Genomic DNA, 23,767 nt, shown 5'->3' with positions numbered 1-23,767 from the left:
GCAGAAACAAAAAACTCCGGCTGTTTGGCCGGAGTTTTTCTAAGCAGTGAAAATTCTTAGTTGGCCTTTGCCAAGGTGGCTGCCCAGCAGCGAGAAGGCGGCTACATCGCCCAGCTCGCTCTGCAGGCGCGTGAGGAAGCCGATGGGGTTGCGCGCAAACTGGGGCAGGTTGCCTACAACGGGAAAACCTGCCATGCGGGCAGGTTGCTTGGTTTGAACGGGAGTGACCATGGTGCTCCTAACTACCTTGTGATTTCTTGCACATATAATACTGCGCTCTGGCAGTTTGTGGGTAAGCGATTGATTAAGGCAGAAAATAGAACAAACGTAGCGAAAATAGCGGATAATTGCACACATGGCTTCCCTTTCTGACCGCTTGAAGGCGCTGGGTGTGCAACTGGGCGCAGGCGACCTGGCCGCCAAGCCAGCCGCTTCGTCCAAGGCGGCTTTTAGCATTGAGCAGGTAGTGCCCGGCCGCAGCCAGCTCACCGATTTCGGCGAGGCGTATGTAGTCGAGCACTTTATCCCAGCTGGCGAGCCGCACGGCCAGCATCTGTTGCGCTTCCCCGAAGCGATGCAGCGCATGGCGGCATGGGCTGGCGACACGCGCCTGGCGCTGATTCCGGCTGAGCGTTTCCTCTTTCTCGACACCGAGGCAACTGGCCTGTGGGGCAGCGGTACGATGGCGTTCCTGATAGGGATGGGGCGCTTCGAGGCGGGCGGCTTCCGCTGCGTGCAGCTATTCCTGCGCGAGCCGGCCGAAGAGCGCGCCATGCAAGCTGTGCTCGACCATGCCGTCACACCCGATGACGCGCTGGTGACTTTCAACGGCAAGAGTTTTGACCTGCCGTTACTTGCCAACCGCTACCTGGCCAATGGCCAGCGCTCCCCGCTGCGCCAGCTGCCGCATATTGATTTACTCCACATTGCCCGCCGCCTGTGGAAGGATCTGCTGCCCAGCCGCGCCCTCGGTGACCTGGAGGCGCAACTGCTGGGCATCACGCGCACGGGCGAAGACCTGCCCGGCTGGCTGCTGCCACAACTGTTCATGGACTACATGCACACCGGCGATGCCCGCCCGCTGGCTGGCGCCTTCTATCACAACCACATGGATGTGGTCAGCATGGCCTCACTGTTGGAGCACATTGCCCGTAAGCTGGAAGCGCCAATGGAACTAGTGCAGCACGGCAGCGAGATGGCCGCCATCGGGCGGCTGTTGGCGGATACCGGCTTCGCCGAAGAGGCCATCGAAGTCTTCCAAGGCACGCTCTCGATGGAACTGCCGGATGACAAGCGCGGCCAGCTGCTGGAGCGACTCGCCGCGCTGTTCCGCCGCCGCGGCAATTACGAGGCGGCGCTGCAACTATGGCAGCAGGCCGCCGATGATGGCCAGGTCTACGCTCATGTGGAAATTGCCAAGTACTACGAGCACAAGACGCGCGAGTACACGCTGGCGCTGGAGTACACCGTGACGGCGCTCAAAGTGGTGCGCCGCAAGCGGCCCACAAACTTTGAGCGCGTGCACTGGGAGCCGCAGCTGGAACAACGCGCCGCGCGGTTGGAGAAGAAACTCGGGCGCTAACTACGAAGTTTCTGCCGCAGATGAACGCGGATGAACACAGATTTTGTTGCCCCTATAGCTCGCTCTCTACAAGTACGGCCGGGCGATAATTCCTCGCAGCGCTCGGGATGCGCAACCCACGTGTCATCCTGAGCGGGTGGGCACAACGTCACCAGCACGCCGAACCCGCGCCAGCGAAGGATCCTTGCAGGCGCGTCTTCTATGTAGCGCGTGTTTCTAGCTTATGGATTCCCCCAGATTGCTTCGGTCGGCCGCATTGACATGCGGCCTCGCTCGCAATGACGGCCTAAGCGGAAGCAAGCAGCTCGCCCCGCAACCTACGTGTCATCCTGAGCGGGGCACAACGTCACCAGCACGCCGAACCCGCGCCAGCGAAGGATCCTTGCAGGCGGGTGTTCTATCTAGCGCGTGTTTCTAGCCTTTGGATTCCCCCAGATTGCTTCGGTCGGCCGCATTGACATGCGGCCTCGCTCGCAATGCCAGACAGCGCTACACCGAGAGCACCAGAATTTTGAGCGGCGGCTTACCATCCATGCTGGGGAAATCGGCTTCGGGCAGAATCCACTCAACATCGCGTATCGGCCGGCCAGCTTTGGCGGCGCTGCGCTGCAACTGCGCCAGCCAGCCCTCGCGCTCCACGGTCGCCACGTTGTTGCAGCAATACAGCGTGCCGCCCTCAGCCGTGGCCAGCAAGGCGGGCTTGAATACCGACGGGTAATCGTTGACCAAGTCCACGACCCCAAAGGGGCTCTTGGCATAGCGCGGCGGATCCAGAAAGACAATATCGAAGGACTGCGCTGCCAGTTTCGGGAAAGCGGGCATGCGTTTGCCGCGCACGAAGTGCGGCTGGCCGATGCCGGCCAGCTGGCGCAGCGCCGGAAACACATCACTCTTGATGAAGTCCGGCTTGATACGCAGCGCGTTCAGTTCAGCGTTGTGCTCGCCGACCGCCAGCGTGCTGGCGGCGAAGTCTATATTGACCACCTGGCGCGCCCCCGCCACCGCCGCCGCCGTACCCACGCTGCAGGTATACGCGAAGAGATTCAGCACAGATTTGCCGGCCGCGTTCTGCAGGATGTGGCGGCGGCCAGCGCGCATATCCAAAAACAGCCAAGGGTCTTGCCCCTCATGGCGCGCTTGCACCTGGTAGCGTACCCCCAGCTCGCGCACGGTGTGCAGCTGGCTGGCCACCTGCTGCCGCTCGGCGGGCAGCGGGTTGCGGATGCGCGAATTTGTCTGGCTGCGGTCGTTGTAGATCGGGGTTAGAGCGGGTAGCGCCTGGGCGTAAAAGGCCTCGATGGCTGTTACTTCATCCGGTGCAAGCGGCTGGTGAAAGCTTTGCACCAGCAACAACTCACCATAACGGTCAATCGTCAGGCCGGGGTGCCCCTCTGCCGTGCCGTGGAATAGGCGATAACTGTCCGTGTCTTCGCTATGCAGTTGGGTGAGCAGATCGCGGCGTGCGTCTAGCGCTGTGGCAAGCAAGCTGGGCAGCGCCATCAGGGGTAACTTTCGGCCAGCCGCGCCTGGCCCGTGCCGCTTTGCAGGCAGGCTAACACGTTGCGCGCCAAACCTTGCGGCTCGGCCGGCGCTTGCGCTAGCACGGGCAGCTCAATTCCTAACGCGATCGATTGCAGCGAGGCGGGCAACCAGGCGGCTGGCAACAGAGCCACTGCGGCGGCATCGCTTTCAAGTTGGTGCAGCGCCGCTTCAGGCGCTACGACCAAGGCATTGGGGGCGAAAGGCACCCCCTGCAGGCGTTGCGTTTCCACCTGTTGGCGGGCCTCGTCGCTGGCTGGCGGGATCAACAGCTGCGGGGCGCCGGCCTGGCCACCGATCGCTTGCCAATCCGTCAGGGCTCCGCTGAGTAGCAAGCTGGCTTGTGCGCTGTTGAGCGCGGCGGTCTGGCTGGCAGGCAGCGCCAACACCAGTTGCTCGCTGGCGATCTCGGCGGCGAAACCGGCCGCCGGGTGCGCGCCCAGCTGGATATACAGATCATAGGCCGCCAGGTCAATCTCTGAGGGATACACTGAATCGATGCTCACCGCCACGCCCTCGCCGGTCGGCAGGCAGGCCATTAGCGCGCTGGCCGCAGGGTAGGCCGCTGGGCTGATCGCCAACCGCAGGGTCTGCTGCGCCGCTTGAGGTGCGCCGCAGCTCACCAGCCCGAGCGCCAACAACAGTAAGAGGATGCGCTTCATCGCCATATCAGAATCAGCAGGCCCAGTGCGCTGCAGTACAGGGCAAACGGATAAAAAGAATGCGTCGCCAGGTAGCGTAGCAGCCAGCGGATGGCGACATAGCCCACTATAGCCGCCGCCACAAAGCCCACTAGGATCGGCAGCAGCAGGCTGCTGGCCTCGGGCAGGCTGCCCAGTTGCAGCAGGGCTACGAAGCCTGCCGCGGGCATGATCGGCACCGACATCAGGAAGGCGAAGCGCGCCGCCTCGCGGCGGTCAAAGTTGCGCAGCATGCCACCGAACAAGGTTGACGCCGAGCGCGATACCGCCGGCAGCAACGCAAAGATCTGCGCAAAGCCGATCCACACCGCGTCGGCAGGGGTGAGCTCGCTCAGTTGGCGTTGTTTCTTCCCCAGCCATTCGGCGGCCAGCAACAGCAGGCCGTTCACGATCAGGAACGCCGCGGTCCAACGCAGGCTGGAGAATGTATCCATGCGATCCTGGATCAGCCAGCCGACCACAACCGCTGGCAGCATGGAGAGCAATACTCCCCAGCCCAAGCGGGCGTTGGGGCCAGCCGGGGCGCCGCGCAGGCTGCGCCACAGGTCCTGAGCGATGGCCAGCAAGTCCTTGTAAAAATAAGCCACTACCGCCACCCAGGTGCCCAGTTGCACCAGTACATCAAAAACAAACGCGGCGCTATCCTCCGCGGGCAAGCCGAGCAGGTTGCGCGCCAGGATCAGGTGGCCAGAGCTGGAGATGGGCAAGAATTCGGTCAGTCCCTGCACAATACCCAGCAGGGTGGCGTGAAGCAGCGTCATCGGCGAGAGGTTCCTTTACTTTGCAAGTGCGCCTTGGTGTTGGAGTTCCAGCGCGGCCACCCGCTGCGCAAAGCTGCCATCCAAAATGGCGGCGCGCAGATCCTTGGCCAAATGAACGAGGGTGTAGAGATTGTGAATTGAGAGCAGCGTGCCTGCCAGCATCTCTTTAGCAACAATGAGATGGCGCAGATAGGCCCGCGTGAAGGTGCGGCAGGTGTAGCAGCCACACGCCGCGTCGATCGGATTGCGGTCGTGCGCGAACTCAGCGTTCTTCAGGCTCAGGCGCCCACCCGAACGTAGGAAGACGGCGTTGTTGCGCCCCAGGCGCGTGGGCAGCACACAATCGAAGATATCCACGCCGCGCTGGATGCATTGCACCAAATCCTCTGGTGTGCCCACACCCATCAGGTAGCGCGGTTTGTCCGCCGGCAGGATCGGGTCCACTACGTCTAGCATGGCGTGCATATCGGCTTTGCTCTCGCCCACTGAGAGGCCGCCGATGGCGTTGCCCGGCAGGCCCAGGCTGGCGACGAACTCGGCGGAACGCGCCCGCAGATCCGGCCAGATGCCGCCCTGCACGATGCCGAACAGCGCCTGATCGCCACGCTGCTTGGCGGCGATGCAGCGTTGCAGCCAGGCATGCGTGCGCTGCATTGCCTGCTCGTTGTAGCCGCGGTCGCTCGGCTCGGCGCATTCGTCGAACGCCATGATGATGTCGGCGCCCAAATTCTCCTGGATCGCCATCACGCGCTCCGGGGTGAAGCGATGGCGCGAGCCATCGATGTGGCTACGAAAATCCACACCATCTGCATCGACGGCGCGGGTTTGCGAAAGCGAGAAAACCTGGAAGCCGCCTGAATCGGTAAGCATCGGGTGCGGCCATTGCATAAATTCGTGCAGGCCGCCCATTTCGGCCACCAGGGTGTCGCCCGGGCGCAGATAGAGGTGATAGGTGTTGGATAGCACCAGGCTGGCGCCTAGCTCGCTGAGCTGCGCCGGAGTGATCGCCTTGACGGTGGCGGCGGTGCCCACCGGGGCAAACACGGGCGTCAGCAGCTCGCCGTGCGGCGTAGCAAAGCGGCCGGCACGGGCGCGGCCGCTTTGGCCTTCAAGCGTGAATTTGAAATCAAAGCTCATGTGGCAGTAAGTGTACCTAATCAGGCGTATTTGCCCAATCGTCCTAGACGAGCACTATAATCCGTACACAGAGGAACTTGTTGAGTAGCGAAACCATCCTGACCCTGGCCATTTTAGCCGTCGCGCTGGTTCTTTTTCTCAGTGAACGCGTCTCAGTAGATCTGGTGGCCCTGCTGGTGTTGGTGGCCCTCGGCCTGAGCAGCATCCTATCCTCTGAAGAGGTCTTCTCCGGCCTCAGCGACCCCGCCGTGATCACTATCATGGCGATTTTTGTGCTGGCCCACGGCTTGGAAGTCACCGGGGTGGCCGAGCGCATGGGGGTCTTCCTGGCGCGCTCGGGCGGCGGCGAGCTGTGGATCACGCTGAAGTTAATGGGGCTGGCCGCCTTCATGTCGCTGTTCATGAACAATATCGCCGTGGCGTCGATCCTGATGCCCGCCATGTTCTCGCTGGCTAAAAAGACCAATATCAGCCTCAGCCGTTTGCTCATGCCGCTGGCCTTTGGCACACTGCTGGGCGGCATGGCTACGCTGTTCACCACTACCAACATCGTGGTCAACAGCGTCTTGCAAGACGCTGGCTACACGCCCTTCGGCGTGCTCGATTTCGTGCGCATGGGGCTGCCGCTGACGATTGCCGGCATTGCCTATATGGTGCTGCTGGGGCGCCACCTGCTGCCCAAACAACCCTCGGAAGAGCGCGCTACTGTGCTGCGCCAGGCAGATGATCTGCTCGATACCTATCATCTGGATGAGCGCTTGTTCCGAGCGCGCATCCCGGCTGGCTCCATCCTGAGCGGCAAAGCCTTGGCGCGCAGCACCCTGCGCGAGGTGTACAACCTCAACGTGGTAGCGGTGGAACGTGGCGATGAACGTTACCTTGACCCCAGCCCGGAGTTCCTGCTGGAGCAGGGCGATGTAATGTTGCTGTCTGGCCGCCTTGAAGAGTTCCGCAAGATCGACGTCGAGCCTTATCTTGAGATCCTGCCGATGAAGGAATACGATGAGCGCGATCTCGAATCGGCCTCCACCGTCGTGTTGGAGCTGGTGCTCTCGCCGCGCTCTCAGCACATCGGCCACACGTTGAAAGAAGCTCATTTCCGCGAGAACCTGGGCATGACCATTCTGGCCGTGTGGAACGGCCAGAGCGTGGTGCGCACTGGCCTGGCCGATCACCGCCTGGAGTTTGGCGATGCGCTGTTGGTGCAAGGCCCGCGTGACCGCTTGCCCATGCTGCGCAGCAATCCCGATCTGATCGTGTTGAGCAGTGAAGAAGAGCCAGTGCGCCATGTCAACGGGCGCAGCCGCCGCGCGGTGGGCATCTTCCTGGTCACGGTGCTGATCACCATGCTAGGCATCCTGCCCACTGGGGCGGTGATGCTGGCTGGCGCCCTGGCGCTGGTGCTCAGCAACGTGGTCACGATGGAGCAGGTGTACCGGGCCATCGATTGGAAGGTGATCTTCTTGATCGCCGGCATGCTGCCACTGGGCATGGCGCTTAACAAGACCGGGGCCAGCGACTTGATCGCCAGCCAGATCTTGCAGACGGCCCAGCCCTACGGCCACCTCGGCATCCTGCTGGCGATGATGGTGCTGACCGTGGTGCTCTCGCAAGCCATGAAGGGCGCCGCCGTCTCGGCCGTGGTCACGCCGATCGCCCTGACTGCCGCCCAGGCCGCCGGGATGGATCCGCACAGCCTGGCTCTCGGTGTGGCCATGGCTACTTCAATTGCCTTCGTTACGCCCCTGGGCCACCCCGTGAACATCCTGGTGCTCGGCCCCAGCGGCTATCGCTTCAAGGATTTCTTTCGCGTCGGTCTGCCGCTCACCTTACTGCTCATGCTCTTGATCACCCTGTGGCTGCCGCGGCTGTGGCCGCTCGGCTAGCCTGCGGCTGAGAGGGGGCGACCAGGCTGGGTATAATTGGCGTGAAACTCCCCACATCATTAAAAAGGAAGCCAATGAAACCTTCAGACGTACACGCAACGATTGCTAAACACCTGCCTGCCGGCAGCGAACCGATTGTCCTGGATGTGGAGGGTTCGCACGGCCCTTATTTGCGTGATGCACTGACGGGCAAAGAATATATTGACTTCTTCACCTATTTTGCCAGCGCGCCGATCGGCCACAACCACCCCAAGATGCACGACTCAGACTTCATCGAGAAGATGATGAGCGTGGCGATCACCAAACCCTCCTCCTCGGACTTTTTCACAACCTACATGGCCGAGTTCGTGGAGACCTTCTCCAAGCACATCATGCCTGCCAGCATGCAGCACCTATTCCTCATCGCCGGCGGCGCCTTGGCGGTGGAGAATGCCCTCAAAGTAGCCTTTGACTGGAAGGTGCGCCGCAACATCGCCACCTTCAGCAAGCCGCCTACGGGTCGCATGCACAAGATCGATGGCATGGGCTCCAAGATCATCCACTTCCGCGAAGCCTTCCACGGCCGCTCGGGCTACACCATGTCGATGACCAATACGAACGATGAGCGCAAGTACATGTACTTCCCCAAGTTCGATTGGCCGCGCATCATGAACCCCAAGCTGCGCTTCCCCATCACCGATGAGGTGCTGGCGGACGTCAAGCGCGCCGAAGAGATTGCCATCACGCAGATCGAATACGCCCTGCAGCAGCACCCCGGCGATATTGCCGGCCTGATCATCGAACCCATCCAGGGTGAAGGTGGCGACAATCACTTCCGCCCTGAATTCTTCAAAGAATTGCGCCGCCTGGCCGATGAGCACGAGTTCCTGCTGATCATGGATGAGGTGCAGAGCGGTATGGGCATCACCGGCAAGATGTGGGCGGTGGAGCACATGGGCATTGAGCCCGACATCATCGTCTTCGGCAAGAAGGCCCAGGTGTGCGGTTTCATCGCAGGCCCGCGCATTGATGATGTGCCCAACAACGTCTTCGAAGAAGAGAGCCGCATCAACTCCACCTGGGGTGGCGACCTTACCGATATGGTGCGTTCGCAGCGTTTTATCGAGATCATGGCCGAAGAGAAGCTGGTGGAGCACACGGCCAAGATGGGTGAGAAGCTCATCGCTGGCTTGCAAACCGTGGCGGCTGGCTCCAAGGGCTTCCTGGACAACGTGCGCGGCCGCGGCATGATGGTGGCCTTTGATGTCCCCAACAGCGCCGAGCGCGATGCCCTGCTGGCACGCATGAAGGACAACGGTGTCTACGCGCTCAGCTGCGGCAACCGCTCCGTGCGCTTCCGTGGCACGCTGGACACCCCAGCCGAGATCATTGACAAGACGCTGGAGATCCTGGCCGCCAGCCTGCCCAAAGCCTGAGCAAAGGCCGTATCATAGGGCAACTACCCGCCTATGTTGCCTGATTTCCGTGTACGCCAGCGCGATTACCTTCTGGAGATCGCGCGGGTCATTACCCAAGAGCTAGACCTGGATGCGGTGCTGGCGCGCATTTTGCGCCACGCCGCTGACCTGCTGGCTGGCCAGGCCGGCCTGGTAGCCCTGCGCACCGAACCCGGTGGCTGGGCTACCGCCGCCTCGTACGGCATCCCCAACGAGCTCATTCAGTACCTCAACCCGATCCTTGCGGCGGTGCCGGATCATGAAGATCCGGCCCGCTTTGAGCTCCCTGAAGTCAATCGCTTGCTACAACGCCTGGCGCGCGAGGTCAGTTTGGGTTTGTTCAGCGGCGTGGGCCTCCCGCTCATCTCGCAGAACCGCGTGCTGGGCGTGATCTTTGTCTTCCGTAATTACCGCGGCCAGTTCTCGCGAGAAGATCGTGTGCTGCTGCAAAGCTTTGCCGACCAGGCGGCCATTGCCGTGCAGAACGCCCAGCAGTATGCCAACACCAATCGGGAGCGCCGCCGCACCGAGGCCATTTTGGATGCAGTGGCGGATGGCATTCTTATCCTTGGGCCGGATCACACCATCGAACGTTGCAACCCCGCCTTTGCGCGCCTGTCTGGCCGCGGGGCGGGCGATGTGCTCGGCCGCAAGCACAATGAGGTCATCCAGTTTGGCGAACTGGAGCACGGCCCCACGCTCGAGCAGGCCGAAGCGGGCGGCTGGCCGCTTACGCCCACGGCCACGCTCTACGTCGAAGGTGACCTGCAGCGGCCGGACGGCAGCGCCCTGGCCGTGGGTGTGACCTACGCGCCGCTGCTGACCCAGGAGGGCCGGTTGCTGAACATCATCGCCTCCGTGCGCGATGTCAGCCACTTCCGCCAGGCCGAGGAGCTGCAAAGCACCTTCATCTCCGTCATCAGCCACGAGCTCAAGACGCCGGTGGCGCTGATCAAGGGCTATGTGGGCACGCTGCGCCGCCCGGATGTACGCTGGGATGGCAAGATCGTGCAAGACAGCCTGGAAGTTATCGAAGAAGAGGCTGACCGTCTGAGCGGCCTGATCGAAAATTTGCTGGATGCCTCGCGCTTGGAAGCCGGCGTGCTGCCCATCAACGCCAGCGATGTGGCCCTGCCGCTGCTCGCCGAGCGCATCGTGGAGCGCTTTCGCACCCAATCGCCCTCGCATACCTTCGTGCTGGATTTCCCGCCCGAGTATCCCGTGATCCTGGCCGACGAGCAGCGCATCAGCCAGGTGCTGCTCAACCTGCTCTCCAACGCCGTCAAGTATTCGCCGCAGGGCGGCGAGATCCGCGTGTGGGGCCAGGTGCGCCCGGAGCATGTCGTCGTGTGCGTCAGTGATGAAGGCCCCGGCATCGCTCCCGGTGACATCCCGCACATCTTCGATCGCTTCTACCGCGCCGATGAGGCCCAGCGCAACACCAAGGGCGCTGGTCTTGGTTTATATTTGACCCGCGCCATTTTGGAGGCCCACGGCGGCAGCATCTGGGTCGACCCGAGCTACACCCACGGCGCCTGCATTTGCTTCTCCCTGCCGCGCCACTAAAATTCATTCTGTATCGAGAGATCATGCCACGTACACAAGTTGCCTGCCCCCAATGCCGCACCCCCGTCACTGCTGAGGTTGAACAGCTCTTTGATGTGGGGGCCGACCCGCAGGCCAAGCAGAAGCTGCTCAACGGTTCTGTCAACGTAGTGCAGTGCCCCACTTGCGGCTTCCAAGGCCAGATCCCTGTGCCCATTGTCTATCACGACCCCAGCAAGGAGCTGCTGCTGACCTACTTTCCGGCAGAGCTCATTACGCCCGTGATGGAGCAGGAAAAGCAGATCGCACCTTTTATGAATCGCGTGGTCAATAATCTGAAGCAGGAGGACCGCAAGGCCTACCTGTTCAAGCCACAGCAGATGTTCACCTATCAAAACCTGATCGAAAAAGTATTGGAAGGGGAGGGCATCACCAAAGAAATGCTGGCCGCCCAGCAGAAGCGTGTCGAGCTGTTGCAAAGCCTGCTCACCGCGCCCGAAGAGGGCATTGTCGATCTGGTGCAGAAGAATCTCGACACCGTGGATGCTGACTTCTTCACTTTGCTCAGCCGCATGTTGCAGGCCGGGCTGGGCGCCGGCGACGAGAACGCCGCCATCCGCCTCGGCAAGATCCAAGAGGCGTTGCTGGAGCACACCGAGCTCGGCCAGCAGATCAAGCAGCAGGCCGATGAGATCGAAGCGGCCCGCGCTACGCTGGAAGGCGCCGGCCAGGAGCTCACCCGAGAGAAGCTGCAGGAGCTGCTGCTGGCGGCACTGGATAACGAGATCCGCCTCAGCGCCATGGTCAGCATGGTGCGCCCCGGCCTGGATTATGTATTCTTCCAGCAGCTCAGCGAGAGCATCGAAAAAGCCAGTGGCGAAGCGCAGGCCAAACTCCAGCGTCTGCGCGAAACCTTGCTTGCCCTGACCCAGCAGTTGGATGAGCAGTTACAGCAGCGCGTCAGTGCCGCACAGAAAAACCTCGAAGCGATGCTGCAGGCCGAAGACCCGATCCAGGTCTTGCAGCAAAACCCGGCCATCCTGGATGAATTGTTTGTGCAAGTGATCAATCAGAGCTTGCAAGAGGCGGCTGAGAAAAAAGATGGCACGCGCTTGCAAAAATTGCAACGCCTGGCCATGCTCATCCAGCAATTGGTCAATCCCGGCTACAACCCCGGCCTGCTCGAAGAATTGGTCGAAGCCAGCGATGATGCCGCGCGCACCAAGGTGGCCGAAGACAATAAAGAATCGATCACCCCGGAATTTCTGGAGAGCCTCTCTGCCATGATGGCCCAGCTACAAGATAGCCCGGATAAGCAGCTGGCCGACAAGGTGCGCCAGGCCTACCGCGCCGCCCTTAAAGTTTCGATGCAAAAGAGCATGGGCACCTAAAAGGGTGCCCTTGCCTGCTTGCTACCAAATCGAGTAGTCTGAGTAGACCCCGCGCGTGTCGCTAGACGCGCCGGGCCTGATTTTTTGGGAGGATATATGCAGAAGCAAGCTTGGGCCATCGCTGCGCTGTGCTGCGGGCTGGTGCTGGCCGCGTGCGCCGGCGCCGCGCCGGCCAGCGAACCCGTGGGCGCCAGCGCTACACCGGCGCCCACCCAACCCCCAGCCGCCACGCCCACTCAGGCGCCAAGCGCCACCCCCACGCTGGCGCCGTATGCCTGGCCCACCACCGCGATCACGCTGGAGAATGCCGCCGCAGTAACCTTGCTGGATACCTGGGGGCAAGGAGCCATCATCGCACTCAAGGCGGTGGGCGATGGGCAGGTGTTCTTTGCCGAAACGCTCACCAAGCTGCTCTTCTTCGATACCGAGACGCGCGAGCTGCTGTTCGAGATGCCCAAGCCCACCTATTTTGAGTATTCGCCCAGCAGCCAGTACATGGTGGGTGTGGATGCCGCTGGCGTGGTTAGCCTGGGGGCGCTAGGTGCTACGAACTCGTCCTTCACTCTGGAGAGCGGCGAACCCACCGATAATTATCGTTTTGTATTCTCTCCGGATGAAAGCCTGGTGGCCGTTGCCAGGTATCCGCATGGCAATGTGCACCCGCGCTTTCATGTTATTCGGGTCTACGCTACCAGCAGTGGTGAATTGGTCGCCACCCTCGATCAGGGCGACTATTCACCCGTGCCGGAACGCATCGTCATTGCTCCGGGCTCGCAATACCTGATCGTCCAGGATGCTGGCTACCAACAAGTGCTGGGCGTTTGGGATATTGCCGAGCAGCACATGATTGCCAGGTTCCTGGATCGCACGCTACTGCCCACCCACCCGTTCAGCCCAGATGGGGAGCTGTTCGCCACTTTCTCTGAAAACTACGTATTCTTGTGGAGCTCCAAGACGGGCCAGTCCGCCGGACGTTACGGCACCGGCTTGGGCTGGACCTATGATGTCCAATTCTCGGAGGATGGCGCCTACATCTCGATCAATTCGGGCGAGCAGGTGCGCAAAGCCAGCGATGGCAGCCTGCTGCCGGCGCAAGAAGCCGAGGCCATCGTTTTTCCTGAGAACACCCGCCCCGAAGCGATCTCGCTGAATCTATCCAGCCAAAAAGAGTGGCTTGAAGCGCAAGGCTACTTTGGCGAGCGCGGCTTGATCTTGCCAGTGCAGGCGGATGCGCTGGAAGTGTGGATGCCCGCCATTGATACCCGCTGGCTCCCCCTCCAGAACGAAGTTGCCTCGTTGAGCGAGATCGGCTTTGTTGAAGGGCAAACGCACTTCTCAGAAGATAAATACGTCACCCTTAAATGCCAGCAGGGCCAGCTGAGTGTGTTAAGCAGTAATAGCGTGCCGGTGCAAACTCTGGCGGCGTGCAGCTCCCAGTCACCTGTCGCCGCCAGCCTCAACGGCGGCTTGGCGGCGCTCGCCAACGGCTCGGTCGTCGAGCTGTACAGCCTCATCGATGGTGCGCTCGTGGCCACCTTGCGTGCCCATCAAGAGGATGTGCAATTGCTGGCCTTCTCTGAGGATGGCCGTCTGCTTGCCTCGTATGCAAACAAAGAGCTCTTCATTTGGAGCCTGGAGGGCGAGGTAAGCAAAACCCTCAGCTTATCGGCGCCTTCACCCGTGTATGGCCCGCTGGCGTTCTCGCCGGACAATCAGATCCTGATGTCCAATCAGGGGAATGGCGCCATGGGAGTGTGGCGGCTGACCGATGGCCAAAAGTTGCGCGATATCAAGAATCCATCCTGGGCTTCTGCTATCGCGTTTCTTGGTGAGCCGCTCGTGGTCGTCGTGGGGTCCGACGGTCAGCTCTATCTTTGGGATTACCTGAGCACCAGCCTGCTAACTACGTTGCCTACCGGGTTGGGGCAGGTATCCAACACGCGCGTGGTGCTGGATGGGCGCGGCATTCTGGTTGCTTCGACAGACGGCATCCTGCAGCTATGGGGGCTTGAGTAGCCAAAAAAAAACAAGCAATCAAAAAAGACCCGCACTAGTGCGGGTCTTTTTGTTCGTCTTCGGGTTCCAGGGGGTTTTCCAGGCGCAGCCCGTGGCCGCGCACCGTCACCACATACTCGTGGCTCGGATCGGCCTTGGCCAGGCGCTCGCGCAGGCGGCGGATCAGCGCATCCAGCGCCTGGTCAGAGATGTTCAACGCCTCATCAGCCTGCCATACATGGCGCACCAGCTCATCGCGCGTCACCACCAGGCCATCGCGCAGGTAGAGCATCTCCAGCATGCTGAATTGCGCCACCGAAAGCGGCGGGTCCACCTCGATTTGATTGGCCCACACCCGCCGTGAACGTTTGTCCATGTGCAGGCGCCGGCGCCCTTCGGGTACCGCCGCGGGAATGTCAAAATCCAGCGGTACGGTGGCATCTGAGCTGAGGAAGGTGAACTTTTGGGCCAGGGCAATCTGGATCAGGTCGCCATCGTTGAGTGCCACTGAGCCCTTAAGCGGCTTGCCGTTGTGGTGCGTGCCATTTTTGCTGTCCAGGTCTTCGAGGGTGATGCCATCGGCGCCGGCCAGCAGGCGGGCGTGCTGGCGCGAAATCTTGCGATCCGGGATGATGATGTCGCAATCCTCCCCGCGGCCGATCACCAGTTGGTTGCGCACCGTCCAACGCTCCCCATTTAATGGGCCGTTTTGCGCGATCAGCACGGGGTAACTTTCGGCACTCGGGGGCATGTGCACTCCGCAGGTATAATACCAAATTCAGGCTGCTCACCCGGCTTCGCCAACGGGTTACGCCCCCGGGGTGCGCAGCGGAGTTCGGAGAAGAATCAAAACGATGCCTTTGGACGCCGGCGAGATCTTACGCGAGCGCTACCAGATCAAAGAGTTCATCAGCCGGGGCGGCATGGGCAGTATCTACCTGGCTGAAGACTTGCGCCTTGAGGGGCGCCAGTGCGCCGTAAAAGAAGTTCGCCTCGATCCCTCGCTTTCCGAAGAAACGCTCAACCAAACCCGCGCCCAATTCCTGCGCGAGGCGACGGTGTTGGCGCGCCTCGATCACCCCAACTTGCCCAAAGTGTCAGATTTCTTTTCCGAAGGTGAAAGTGATTACCTGGTGATGGATTACGTCCCCGGCGGGGATTTGCGCACCTTGATGATGGAAGCCCGCCAGACGGATGAGTTTTTGCATGAGACGGAAGTGCTGGCCTGGGCCGGGCAGATCGCCGCGGCGCTAAATTACCTGCACAGCCAGGATCCGCCGATCCTGCACCGTGACGTCAAGCCGAGCAATCTTAAACTGACCCCGAATGGTGTCGTCAAGCTGGTCGATTTCGGCCTGGTCAAGATCCTCGCCGCCCAGGAAGATACGGTCACGATCGTGCAGGGCCGCGGCACGGCGCTCTACACGCCACTGGAGCAATACGGCGGCGATACCGGCCACACCGATGTGCGCAGCGATGTGTACGCCCTGGGCGCCACGCTCTATCACCTGCTGTGTAACACGCCCCCGGTGGAGGCGCGCGAGCGCTTCTTGCATCCGGAGCAGATGCCCAGCCTGCGCACCCTCAACCCCGAGGTCAGCCCGCGCACCGAACGCGCCGTGATGTGGGCGCTGAGTTTGCACCCCGAGGAGCGGCCGCAAAGCATCGCCGAGTTTCAGGAGGCGTTGTTTGGCAAGTTGGAGCCGGTGGGGCGCAATGCGGGCCGCGTGCCTGCACCCAGTTGGGGCGATATTCTTTCGCTCGGCACCGAGCGTTCGCTGGTGTGGTTAGCGGGGATGTTGCTGTTGTTGGGCTTTATTGCGACGATCGGCCACTAGCCGGTTTGCGGCCGCGCCGCCACCAGGCCCAGCCGGCCAGCCAGCCCCCCAGGCAGCCAGCCAACACCGCCAGAACCAGCCCCCACTTGCCGCTAAACTCCAGGATCGCCTGGCTGCCGGGCAGATCCAGCGCCAGATAGCAGCCGGCCAGCAGCCCGCCGATCAGTGTGGTCAGTGCCCAGCGCACGCCCCAACGTAGCTGGTGCAGGCTAGTCCCACTTTGGTAGGCAAACAGCGCCGCCACGGCCGAGATCAGCACCCACAGAAACCAATCCACCAGATCCGTGCGCCGTGCACTCTCCTGCCCATTGGCCGCCAGTGTAGGCAATGGCGTTTGCGCCGCCTGGGTGGCCAGGATCGATTGGGCCGTTTGCGTTGCCTGCAGCGCCAAGCCCTCAGGGTTGATGCCAGCTACGCTGAACTGCTGGCCCAGCGCAAGCGCCGCCGGCTCCCCGCTGGCGGCGGTGATGATCAGCGTGCCTTCATCTTCGATCGAATAGGTGGTGTTGGCCACGCCCAGATGCGTGGGCGCGCTGATCTGGCGTTGCAAGGTGGTTTGCTCGGTCACCAGGTTGATCGCAAAGGTCACCAGGGTATTGTCTGGCACCGGGTTGTTGTTATGGTCGAGGATCGGCCCCGCCTGCAATGCCAGCAGGTCGCCGGCTTTGTAGCTGGGCGGCTCGGCGGTCACCGTCGGTGTAGTGCTATCGGGCGTGGCGCTGGCTTCGGGCAGCAAGCGTGACACTACCAGCGGAACTTCGCGCAATGGGTTGGGAGCCAGCGCATCGGCCAGCTCGTAGCCTACGCCCAGCACGCTCACCGGCGAAGCGCCGCGCGGGTCGATCTCTTTGAAGAGCAGGCGTGCGGCCACTTCGGCCAGGCCGGCGCCTTCACCATACAAGCCGTAATAGGCGCTTACCTTGGTCACGTCGGTCGCATCCAGGTAGTACGGCGCATTCAGCGCGAACACAATCACTTTCTTGTTTTGCAGCAGATTCATGCGTTCGGCCAGCAGGCGCCGCAGTGCCTGCGATTCAGGCCGCGCCGGGTTGTTTTGCGTGACGCCAAACACCACCCATTCGGCGCGGGCCAAATTATCCAGCAGTGGGTCTTCCCCTTCGATGTTGCCATCCAACGTGCGGGTGAGCTGCATGAAGGAGAAGGACGACAAGTTGGCGGCAGTGATCTGGTTGCCCGCCGCCGGGCCATAAAGATTTACGGCCGCCTGGGCAAAGGCGTTGACCGCAACCTCGGCCTGCGGTGGGCACTGGCTGCATTGCTGGGCGGTGTAGCTATCCGTAATGAAGACGATCTGCTCAAAGCGCCCCGGTGGTTCCGGCAGTGCATCGGCCAGGGCGGCCGGGCTGGGGCTGAACAGGGTGGCCGCCCGGCGGCCGACCTCAAAGATGAGCTGGTCATCCTGGCCGATGGCCGCCAAGCCCTCGGCGGCGCTGAGCACCTGGCTGGCGCTGAAGCTGGGGTACAGGCGGAATTTGAGTGTGAGGATGCGCAAGACCGATTCGTCCACGCGCTCAGCAAAGGCCAAATCCTCGCGGTATTTTTGGGCAAAGAACTCGGCGGTGTGCACGATGGTGGTGTAGCTGTTGGGATCCCCGGTGGAAATGAAGTTACCTAGATACAGCAGATCGCTGCCAGCCAGAAACGCATCGCGTGCCACCAGGGGTGCATTGAAGCTTTGCTCGCTGGCGTCGTAGCTGCGCCGTACGGCGCGCGTGCCGAGGCTATCGCTAACGATCAGCCCCCCTTGCTCGCGCCAACTGGCGAAGGCCGGCAGGGCCATCAGATCATTGAAGGCTTGCAGATCGAAACTGAGCGGGCGCGTGGTGGTGCGGATGTTGCCCTGGAAGCCCTGATAGCGAATGTGCGCCAGCAGCATTGCATCGGCGCTGGCTTCGGCACTGGGAGCATTGCCGGTGACGCTAAAAAAGGGCGGCAACTCCACCTGGGTAAGCTGCGTCAACGATTTGCGGATCGTAGGCACTTCATCATCCAGCGGGCGATCCGAATCGCCGTAGCCGGGCAGGTGCTTGGCCACCACCGCCACGCGGTTCTGGCTGCCGGCATGAATGCCGCTAATGTAGGCCTGGCCCATCTGCCCCACCCAGTAGGGATCGCCGCCGAAGCTGCGCACGCCCAGATCACCCGGTGAGCTCGGCCGCGGCGTTTCGATCACATCCAGCGAAGGGCCCAGTAGCAGGTTAACGCCCAGTGCGGCGAGCTCGCTGCCGAGCAGGGCGCCAGCCTGCTGCGCCAGGCCAGGGCGCCAGGTGGCGCCTAGCATCATCGCGTTCGGCTGCGGGCTGAGCACATCCAGCAGTTGGTCGTTCGGGTAGCCATCGCCTTCCTGGGCCAGCGCCACCAGCAGCGGAATATAGGCCGCCCGCGTGCCGTTGAGCAGGCTGCCTTGCGAGGCGTCTTGTTCGGCGGTCTGCAGCTCCGCGATCAGGGTGTGTGCCTGAGCCAGCGTATCCGGCGCGGCTACGAAGTTATCCATGTCGCGGCGCAGCACTACGCCGCCAATGTGATAGCGGTTGATCAGTTCGTAAATCTGGCTGTCCGTGCTGGCGTGTGCACCGCTAAAGGTCACCATAAAGAGCTGCCCGACGCGCTCTTCGGGCGTCAGGCGTTGCAGCAGTGCCTCCGCCTGGGCTTGGGCATCGCTTTGCGGGCGCGGCGCGGCCAGCACTGGCTGAGCGGCAATAAACAGGGGCACCAACAGGCTGAGCAATACCCCCGCGCTCATCAAGCGGAGGCGCAGGGCGCGGGCTGGGGGAGACGCGGGCGCGGATCGCATACGAGTAATAAAAAACCGCAAAACCTTAACCGTTTGCGGTTGGCTCTATTATACCTGTACGGTCTGTGGCTCCCGGCAAGCCTGGCCGGCTAGGTAGCATATAATCCCAGCATGAAGCTCAGTGTCATCATTCCCATTTACAACGAAGCCAATACTTTGCAAGAGATCATCCAGCGCGTGCGTGCCGCCGGGTTGGCGGATGAATTGGTGTTGGTGAATGATGGCAGCCAAGACGGCAGTGCAGCGCTATTGCAGGCCTATGCCGGGCAGCCCGGGGTGCAAGTGCTGCAGCACGCCCGCAACATGGGCAAGGGCGCCGCGGTGCGCAGTGGCATTCAGGCTGCCACCGGCGATCTGATCCTGATCCAGGACGCTGATCTGGAGTACGATCCGCGTGATTTTGGCAAACTGCTCGATCCGATCCACACCGCCAACGCCGATGTGGTCTACGGCTCGCGCTTCCTCGGCGGCCCGCGCCGGCCCACCATGTTCTGGCACATGGTCGCCAACAAGCTGCTCACGCTGCTCACCAATATCCTCTACAACAACATCCTTACCGACATGGAGACGGGCTACAAGCTGTTCAAACGTGAGGCTTTGCAAGGCATCACCATCCGCTCCAATCGCTTTAACTTTGAGCCGGAGATCACCGCCAAGCTGCTCAAGAGCCGCGTGCGCATCTATGAAGTGCCGATCAGCTTCAACCCGCGTGATTACTCGGAAGGCAAAAAGATCGGCCTCAAAGATGCCTTTGAGGCCGTGTGGGCCTTGCTGTGGTATCGCTTTTTCGATTAATGGCTGGGCCGGTAGCGGGTTAATCCGCCGGCTTGAGATCGCGCACATTCAGTTGCAGGCTGGTGCGCCCGTTGAATTCATTCGCTTCAAAACGATAGAGCAGATCGATCGCCTTCGGCATGCGTGAGTACCATTCGCCCATGCCGAAGGCGATCGCATCGTAGACGATGTGCCCATCGCTGACGCTGAGCTTGAGGTGGCGCGCCTCGGCGCCGACGGTGCGCGCCGAGCGCACCTGCAGCCCGCGGCTCACCAGGTTGACCTGGGGGTTGCCGAAGCCGGTAGGCTCGAGCAGCGCCAACTGGTTGAGCACATCGGGGCGCAGCTCGCTCAGTGGCAGCTCGGCATCCACCGTGATTTCCTGGCGCAGGTCGAGGGTGCCCAGTTGCGCCGCAGCGATCGCCCGCAGGCGTTCCTGCAGCTCGGGCAGGCGCTCGTTGCGGATGGTGAAGCCAGCCGCGGCCGCGTGGCCGCCAAAATTCTCGAACAGCTCGGCGCATTGTTCCAGCGCATCGGTAATATGAAAGTGAGGGATGCTGCGGCACGAGGCACGCGTGAATACATCGCCCTGCTGGCCGACGATGGCCGGGCGGTAGAAGCGCTCCACCAGGCGCGAAGCCGCCAAGCCCACCACGCCGGAGCTGTACTCCGGGTGGAAGGCGAACAGCACCAGGGCTTCCGGGTCCCCTTGCGTGGCCAGTACCTCGGCCGAGGCGCTCATCGAACGCGTCAGCTCCTGGCGTTCCTTATTGCGCAGGTCAAGATATTGAGCCAGTTGGCCGGCGCTGAACACATCATCAGTGGTCAGCAGGTCGTAGGCGGCCTTGGCGTTCTCCATGCGCCCGGCCGCGTTGAGGCGCGGCCCGAGCATGTAGCCAATGTCACCCGCACTCACCTTGGCTGGCTTCACGCCAGCCGCGCCCATCAGCGAGAGCAAGCCCTGGCGGGTGGGGCGCCGGATCAGCTCCAGCCCCTGGCGTACCAGCCAGCGGTTTTCGCCGGCCAGCGGCACCATATCGGCCACGGTACCCAGTGCCACCAGGTCCAGCCCGGCCAACGCATCGGCCTGGGGCTGCAGGCGGTTGCGCAGCGCCACGGCCAGCTTGTAGGCGGTGCCTACACCAGCCAATTGTTTTTCAGGGTACTCATCACCGGCTTGTTTGGTATTGATGATCGCCAGGGCATCCGGCAGTTCGGGGCCGGGCGAGTGATGATCGGTAATGATCAGATCCAAGCCCAGGCGGCGAGCTTCGGCGGCCTCAGCCAGGGAGCGGATGCCACAATCCACACTGATCACCAGCGCCGCGCCCTGCGCGTGCAGCGTTTGCAGCGCCGCCACGTTCAGGCCATAGCCTTCTTCAAAGCGATCGGGGATGTAGCCGCGTGCCTGGCCGCCCAACGCCTGGATGGCCTGCACCAGCAGCGCCGTGGCGGTGACGCCGTCGGCGTCGTAATCGCCATATACCACGATCGTTTCCCCGTGCTGGATGGCGTAGGCGATGCGCTCCACCGCCACGCCCATGTCCTTCATGCGCAGCGGGTCGTTGTCGTGCGGCGGCTGCGCCCCCAGGTACTCGCTGGCGGCTTGCGCCGTATGGTGGCCACGATTGAACAGGATCTGGCGCAGCAGCGCCGGATGGTGGGCCAGGTTTTGCTCGATCGCCGCATCGATGCGCGGCGCAATTTTCCAGATCTTCTCAGTGGGTGGCATGGCGGCGCAATCATACCAGCCGGCAGCAAGCCAACAACCCTATGCTGTAGGGGCAACCACTTACAAACTCTCTAAACAGGGCTACATTTCTTGCGTTATCATCGCGGGCGATGTGGCTTCAAATGCAGAAATGGTGGCAGGCGGCCTGGGTGGGGGTGCGCCGCGTGCTGCGTTGGCTCACCCCCGGCCTGGGGATCAAACGTTGGCTGGTGGTCATTCTCTTTGGCACCTTTTTGATCGGCGTAGGTGGTGCCATCCTGGTATTGGATATCTACCGCACCGCGCCGGATACCTGGTGGGCCAGCTACCTCTCTACGCTCTCACTGCGCTTCCTTGAACGCCCCGTGCGCGCGCTCATCTTTGGCGGCCTGGGGATGGGTGCGCTGGTCTACGGCGTGCTGAATATGAACCGGGCCTTGTTGGCGCCTTATCTGCGCCCCGGCCGCCCGGTCGTCGATACCCTGGTAGATCACCGTAAACGTGGCCGCGGCCAGCGCATCGTCGTCATCGGCGGCGGCCACGGGCTCTCCACCCTGCTGCGCGGCCTCAAAGAGCATACCTACAACATCACCGCCATCGTCACCGTGGCCGATGATGGCGGCTCCTCCGGCCGCCTGCGTAGCAATCTCGGCGTGCTGCCCCCTGGCGATATCCGCAACTGCCTGGCCGCGCTCTCCAACGATGAAACCCTGATCACCCAGCTCTTCCAGTATCGTTTTTCCAGCGGCGCCGGTGAATTGCAGGGCCACTCCTTTGGCAACCTGTTCATCAGCGCGTTGAGCGAGATCACCGGCAGCTTTGAGCAAGCCGTGGCCGAATCTGGCCGGGTGCTCTCCGTGCACGGCCAGGTGCTGCCCGCCACGCTGCACGATGTGCGTCTGGTGGCCGATCTGAGCGTGCCGCTGGCCGGCGGCGAAGTGCGCGTGCACGGCGAGAGCAAAATTCCGGAGCAAACCGGCGCGGCGGTGCGCCGCGTCTGGCTGGAGCCCAATGCACCCCCGGCCTACCCGGCGGCGGTGCGCGCCCTGCTGAATGCGGATCTGATCGTGATCGGCCCCGGCAGCCTATACACCAGCATTCTGCCCAACCTGCTGGTGCCCGACCTGGCCGCCGCGCTGCGCAACAGCCCGGCGCTCAAGATCTTCATTTGCAATCTCTCGACCCAGCCCGGCGAGACGGATGGCTACAGTTGCGGTGACCATGTGCGCGCCATCGAGCAGCATGTGGGCGATCATTTGTTTGATGTCGTGATTGGCAACCAACCCCTGGGGCGCAAGCTGCCCAAAGGCAGCGATTGGGTGACCATCGATGAGGACCTGCGCAAGAACTATCCGCTCTACCTGGCGCAGGTGGCAGACCCTGAGAAACCCGGCCAGCACCTGGCCGATAAACTAGCGCAACTGCTGATCGATCTATTGCAGGAGCGCACTGGCCCATTGACGCGAGAAGAGCAGGAACATGTTCAATAAGAAAACGATTGCTGATATTGACCCGCAAGGCAAGCGCGTCCTGGTGCGCGTGGATTTCAACGTGCCGCTGGAGGGCGAGGTGGTGCAGGATGACACACGCATCACCGCCGCCCTGCCCACCATCGAGAGCTTGCTGCAGCGTGGCGCGGCCGTGATCCTGTGCTCGCACCTCGGGCGGCCCAAAGGCGCCCCCGATGCGCAGTACTCGCTGGCCCCAGTGGCGGCGCACCTGCGCACGCTCACCGCAGCGCCGGTGCACTTTGTAGCAGAGGCCATCGGCCCGCAAGCCGAGGCGGCCGCCCAGGCGCTCAAGCCGGGCGAAATCCTGGTGCTCGAGAACACGCGTTTCTACCCCGGCGAAACCGCCAACGATCCGGCGATGGCGGCTGCGCTGGCCAAGCTGGCTGACCTGTACGTCAATGATGCCTTTGGCTCAGCGCACCGCGCCCATGCCTCTACCGAGGGCGTTGCCCACTATGTGCCCGCCGTGGCTGGCTTATTGATGGAAAAAGAGATCCAATACCTGGGCCAGGCGTTGGCCGATCCGGCGCGGCCCTTCATTGCTATTTTGGGCGGCGCCAAAGTGAGCGACAAGATCGAGGTGATCCGCAACCTGCTCGCCAAGGCGGATCAGGTGCTGATTGGCGGCGGCATGGCTAACACCTTCTTCGCCGCCCAGGGCATCGCCATGGGCGATTCGCTGGTGGAGCCTGAAGCGATCGCCACCGCCAAGGCGCTGCTGGCGGATAGCCAGGGCAAGCTGCACCTGCCGCTGGATTTTGTGATTGCCGATGCCTTTAGCGCAGAGGCTGCCTATCGCATTGTGCCGGTGAGTGATGTGCCCGCCGGATGGCGCGTGCTGGATATTGGGCCGGAGACCGTCGCCGCTTTTGGCTCCGTGCTCAGCCACGCCGGCACCGTGGTGTGGAACGGGCCGATGGGCGTATTTGAGCTGGCGCCCTTTGCCAGCGGCACCGTGGGCGTTGCCCAGGCCGTGGCCCAGTCCTCGGCGGTCAGCATCGTCGGTGGTGGCGATTCAGTCGCCGCCCTGCAGCAATCTGGCTTGGCTGGCAAGATCACCCATATCTCCACCGGCGGTGGCGCTTCATTGGAGATGCTCGAAGGCAAACTGCTGCCCGGGTTGGCAGCGTTGGAGGATAAATAGC

General features: G+C 62.3%; 18 protein-coding genes. 10 read left to right on the top strand and 8 right to left on the bottom strand.

The annotated features are described in order from the left end of the window. Window positions 1-39: 39 nt before the first annotated feature. Window positions 40-231, bottom strand: coding sequence for a hypothetical protein (locus KF821_10845; protein MBX3006309.1), 192 nt, complete (start codon window positions 229-231; stop codon window positions 40-42). 124 nt (window positions 232-355) lie between these two features. Between KF821_10845 and KF821_10840 the strand changes: the two genes are divergently transcribed. Beyond that, window positions 356-1,582, top strand: a complete 1,227-nt coding sequence (locus tag KF821_10840; protein ID MBX3006308.1) for a ribonuclease H-like domain-containing protein — start codon at window positions 356-358, stop codon at window positions 1,580-1,582. Between the two features lie 489 nt (window positions 1,583-2,071). On the opposite strand, the gene KF821_10835 is transcribed toward KF821_10840, so the two are convergent. Genes KF821_10835 through tgt form a run of 4 tightly spaced genes read right to left on the bottom strand, consistent with a single transcriptional unit; the run spans window position 2,072 to window position 5,720 of the window. After that, on the bottom strand, window positions 2,072-3,082 hold the full coding sequence (locus tag KF821_10835; GenBank protein ID MBX3006307.1) for a class I SAM-dependent methyltransferase: 1,011 nt from the start codon (window positions 3,080-3,082) through the stop codon (window positions 2,072-2,074). Further along, window positions 3,082-3,783, bottom strand: coding sequence for a hypothetical protein (locus tag KF821_10830; GenBank protein MBX3006306.1), 702 nt, complete (start codon window positions 3,781-3,783; stop codon window positions 3,082-3,084). The genes KF821_10835 and KF821_10830 overlap by 1 nt, the downstream gene beginning before the upstream one ends. Beyond that, window positions 3,780-4,583, bottom strand: coding sequence for an undecaprenyl-diphosphatase UppP (gene uppP / locus KF821_10825; GenBank protein ID MBX3006305.1), 804 nt, complete (start codon window positions 4,581-4,583; stop codon window positions 3,780-3,782). The genes KF821_10830 and uppP overlap by 4 nt, the downstream gene beginning before the upstream one ends. Window positions 4,584-4,598: 15 nt before the next feature. Then, window positions 4,599-5,720, bottom strand: coding sequence for a tRNA guanosine(34) transglycosylase Tgt (gene tgt, locus KF821_10820; GenBank protein ID MBX3006304.1), 1,122 nt, complete (start codon window positions 5,718-5,720; stop codon window positions 4,599-4,601). An 80-nt stretch (window positions 5,721-5,800) separates the two neighbouring features. Between tgt and KF821_10815 the strand changes: the two genes are divergently transcribed. The 5 genes from KF821_10815 (at window position 5,801) to KF821_10795 (ending at window position 13,994) form a co-directional block, all read left to right on the top strand. Then, window positions 5,801-7,606 (top strand): SLC13 family permease, encoded by a 1,806-nt coding sequence (locus KF821_10815; protein ID MBX3006303.1) that lies wholly within the window; start codon window positions 5,801-5,803, stop codon window positions 7,604-7,606. A 74-nt stretch (window positions 7,607-7,680) separates the two neighbouring features. Next, window positions 7,681-9,021, top strand: coding sequence for an L-lysine 6-transaminase (lat, locus tag KF821_10810; GenBank protein MBX3006302.1), 1,341 nt, complete (start codon window positions 7,681-7,683; stop codon window positions 9,019-9,021). A 33-nt stretch (window positions 9,022-9,054) separates the two neighbouring features. Next, complete coding sequence (locus tag KF821_10805) at window positions 9,055-10,608, top strand: GAF domain-containing protein (GenBank protein ID MBX3006301.1); 1,554 nt, start codon at window positions 9,055-9,057, stop codon at window positions 10,606-10,608. 23 nt (window positions 10,609-10,631) lie between these two features. Then, on the top strand, window positions 10,632-11,978 hold the full coding sequence (locus tag KF821_10800; protein ID MBX3006300.1) for a hypothetical protein: 1,347 nt from the start codon (window positions 10,632-10,634) through the stop codon (window positions 11,976-11,978). Between the two features lie 96 nt (window positions 11,979-12,074). Then, window positions 12,075-13,994 (top strand): hypothetical protein, encoded by a 1,920-nt coding sequence (locus KF821_10795; protein ID MBX3006299.1) that lies wholly within the window; start codon window positions 12,075-12,077, stop codon window positions 13,992-13,994. Window positions 13,995-14,028: 34 nt separating this feature from the next. On the opposite strand, the gene KF821_10790 is transcribed toward KF821_10795, so the two are convergent. Then, window positions 14,029-14,724, bottom strand: coding sequence for an FHA domain-containing protein (locus KF821_10790; GenBank protein MBX3006298.1), 696 nt, complete (start codon window positions 14,722-14,724; stop codon window positions 14,029-14,031). 103 nt (window positions 14,725-14,827) lie between these two features. On the opposite strand from KF821_10790, the gene KF821_10785 reads away from it, so the two are divergent. Continuing rightward, window positions 14,828-15,811, top strand: a complete 984-nt coding sequence (locus tag KF821_10785) for a serine/threonine protein kinase (GenBank protein ID MBX3006297.1) — start codon at window positions 14,828-14,830, stop codon at window positions 15,809-15,811. Here the strand turns inward: KF821_10785 and KF821_10780 are convergent. Further along, window positions 15,789-18,575: a hypothetical protein gene (locus KF821_10780; GenBank protein ID MBX3006296.1), complete on the bottom strand. Its 2,787-nt coding sequence runs from the start codon at window positions 18,573-18,575 to the stop codon at window positions 15,789-15,791. The two genes, KF821_10785 and KF821_10780, sit on opposite strands and share 23 nt — an antisense overlap. Before the next feature lie 162 nt (window positions 18,576-18,737). Between KF821_10780 and KF821_10775 the strand changes: the two genes are divergently transcribed. Further along, the gene (locus tag KF821_10775; protein MBX3006295.1) at window positions 18,738-19,421 is read left to right on the top strand and encodes a glycosyltransferase family 2 protein; all 684 of its coding nucleotides are present in this window, start codon (window positions 18,738-18,740) and stop codon (window positions 19,419-19,421) included. A gap of 19 nt (window positions 19,422-19,440) precedes the next feature. On the opposite strand, the gene recJ is transcribed toward KF821_10775, so the two are convergent. Next, entirely contained in the window at window positions 19,441-21,132 is a 1,692-nt protein-coding gene (recJ, locus tag KF821_10770) for a single-stranded-DNA-specific exonuclease RecJ (GenBank protein MBX3006294.1), read from the bottom strand. Window positions 21,133-21,254: 122 nt separating this feature from the next. On the opposite strand from recJ, the gene KF821_10765 reads away from it, so the two are divergent. Beyond that, window positions 21,255-22,601: a YvcK family protein gene (locus KF821_10765; GenBank protein ID MBX3006293.1), complete on the top strand. Its 1,347-nt coding sequence runs from the start codon at window positions 21,255-21,257 to the stop codon at window positions 22,599-22,601. Next, window positions 22,591-23,766, top strand: a complete 1,176-nt coding sequence (locus KF821_10760; protein ID MBX3006292.1) for a phosphoglycerate kinase — start codon at window positions 22,591-22,593, stop codon at window positions 23,764-23,766. The genes KF821_10765 and KF821_10760 overlap by 11 nt, the downstream gene beginning before the upstream one ends. Window position 23,767 lies beyond the last annotated feature (1 nt).

The organism is Anaerolineales bacterium (assembly GCA_019637755.1).
Classification (GTDB): domain Bacteria; phylum Chloroflexota; class Anaerolineae; order Anaerolineales; family UBA11579; genus JAMCZK01.
The sequence above is the reverse complement of the archived record's forward strand: the minus strand, read 5'-3'. Positions and strand labels throughout refer to the sequence as shown.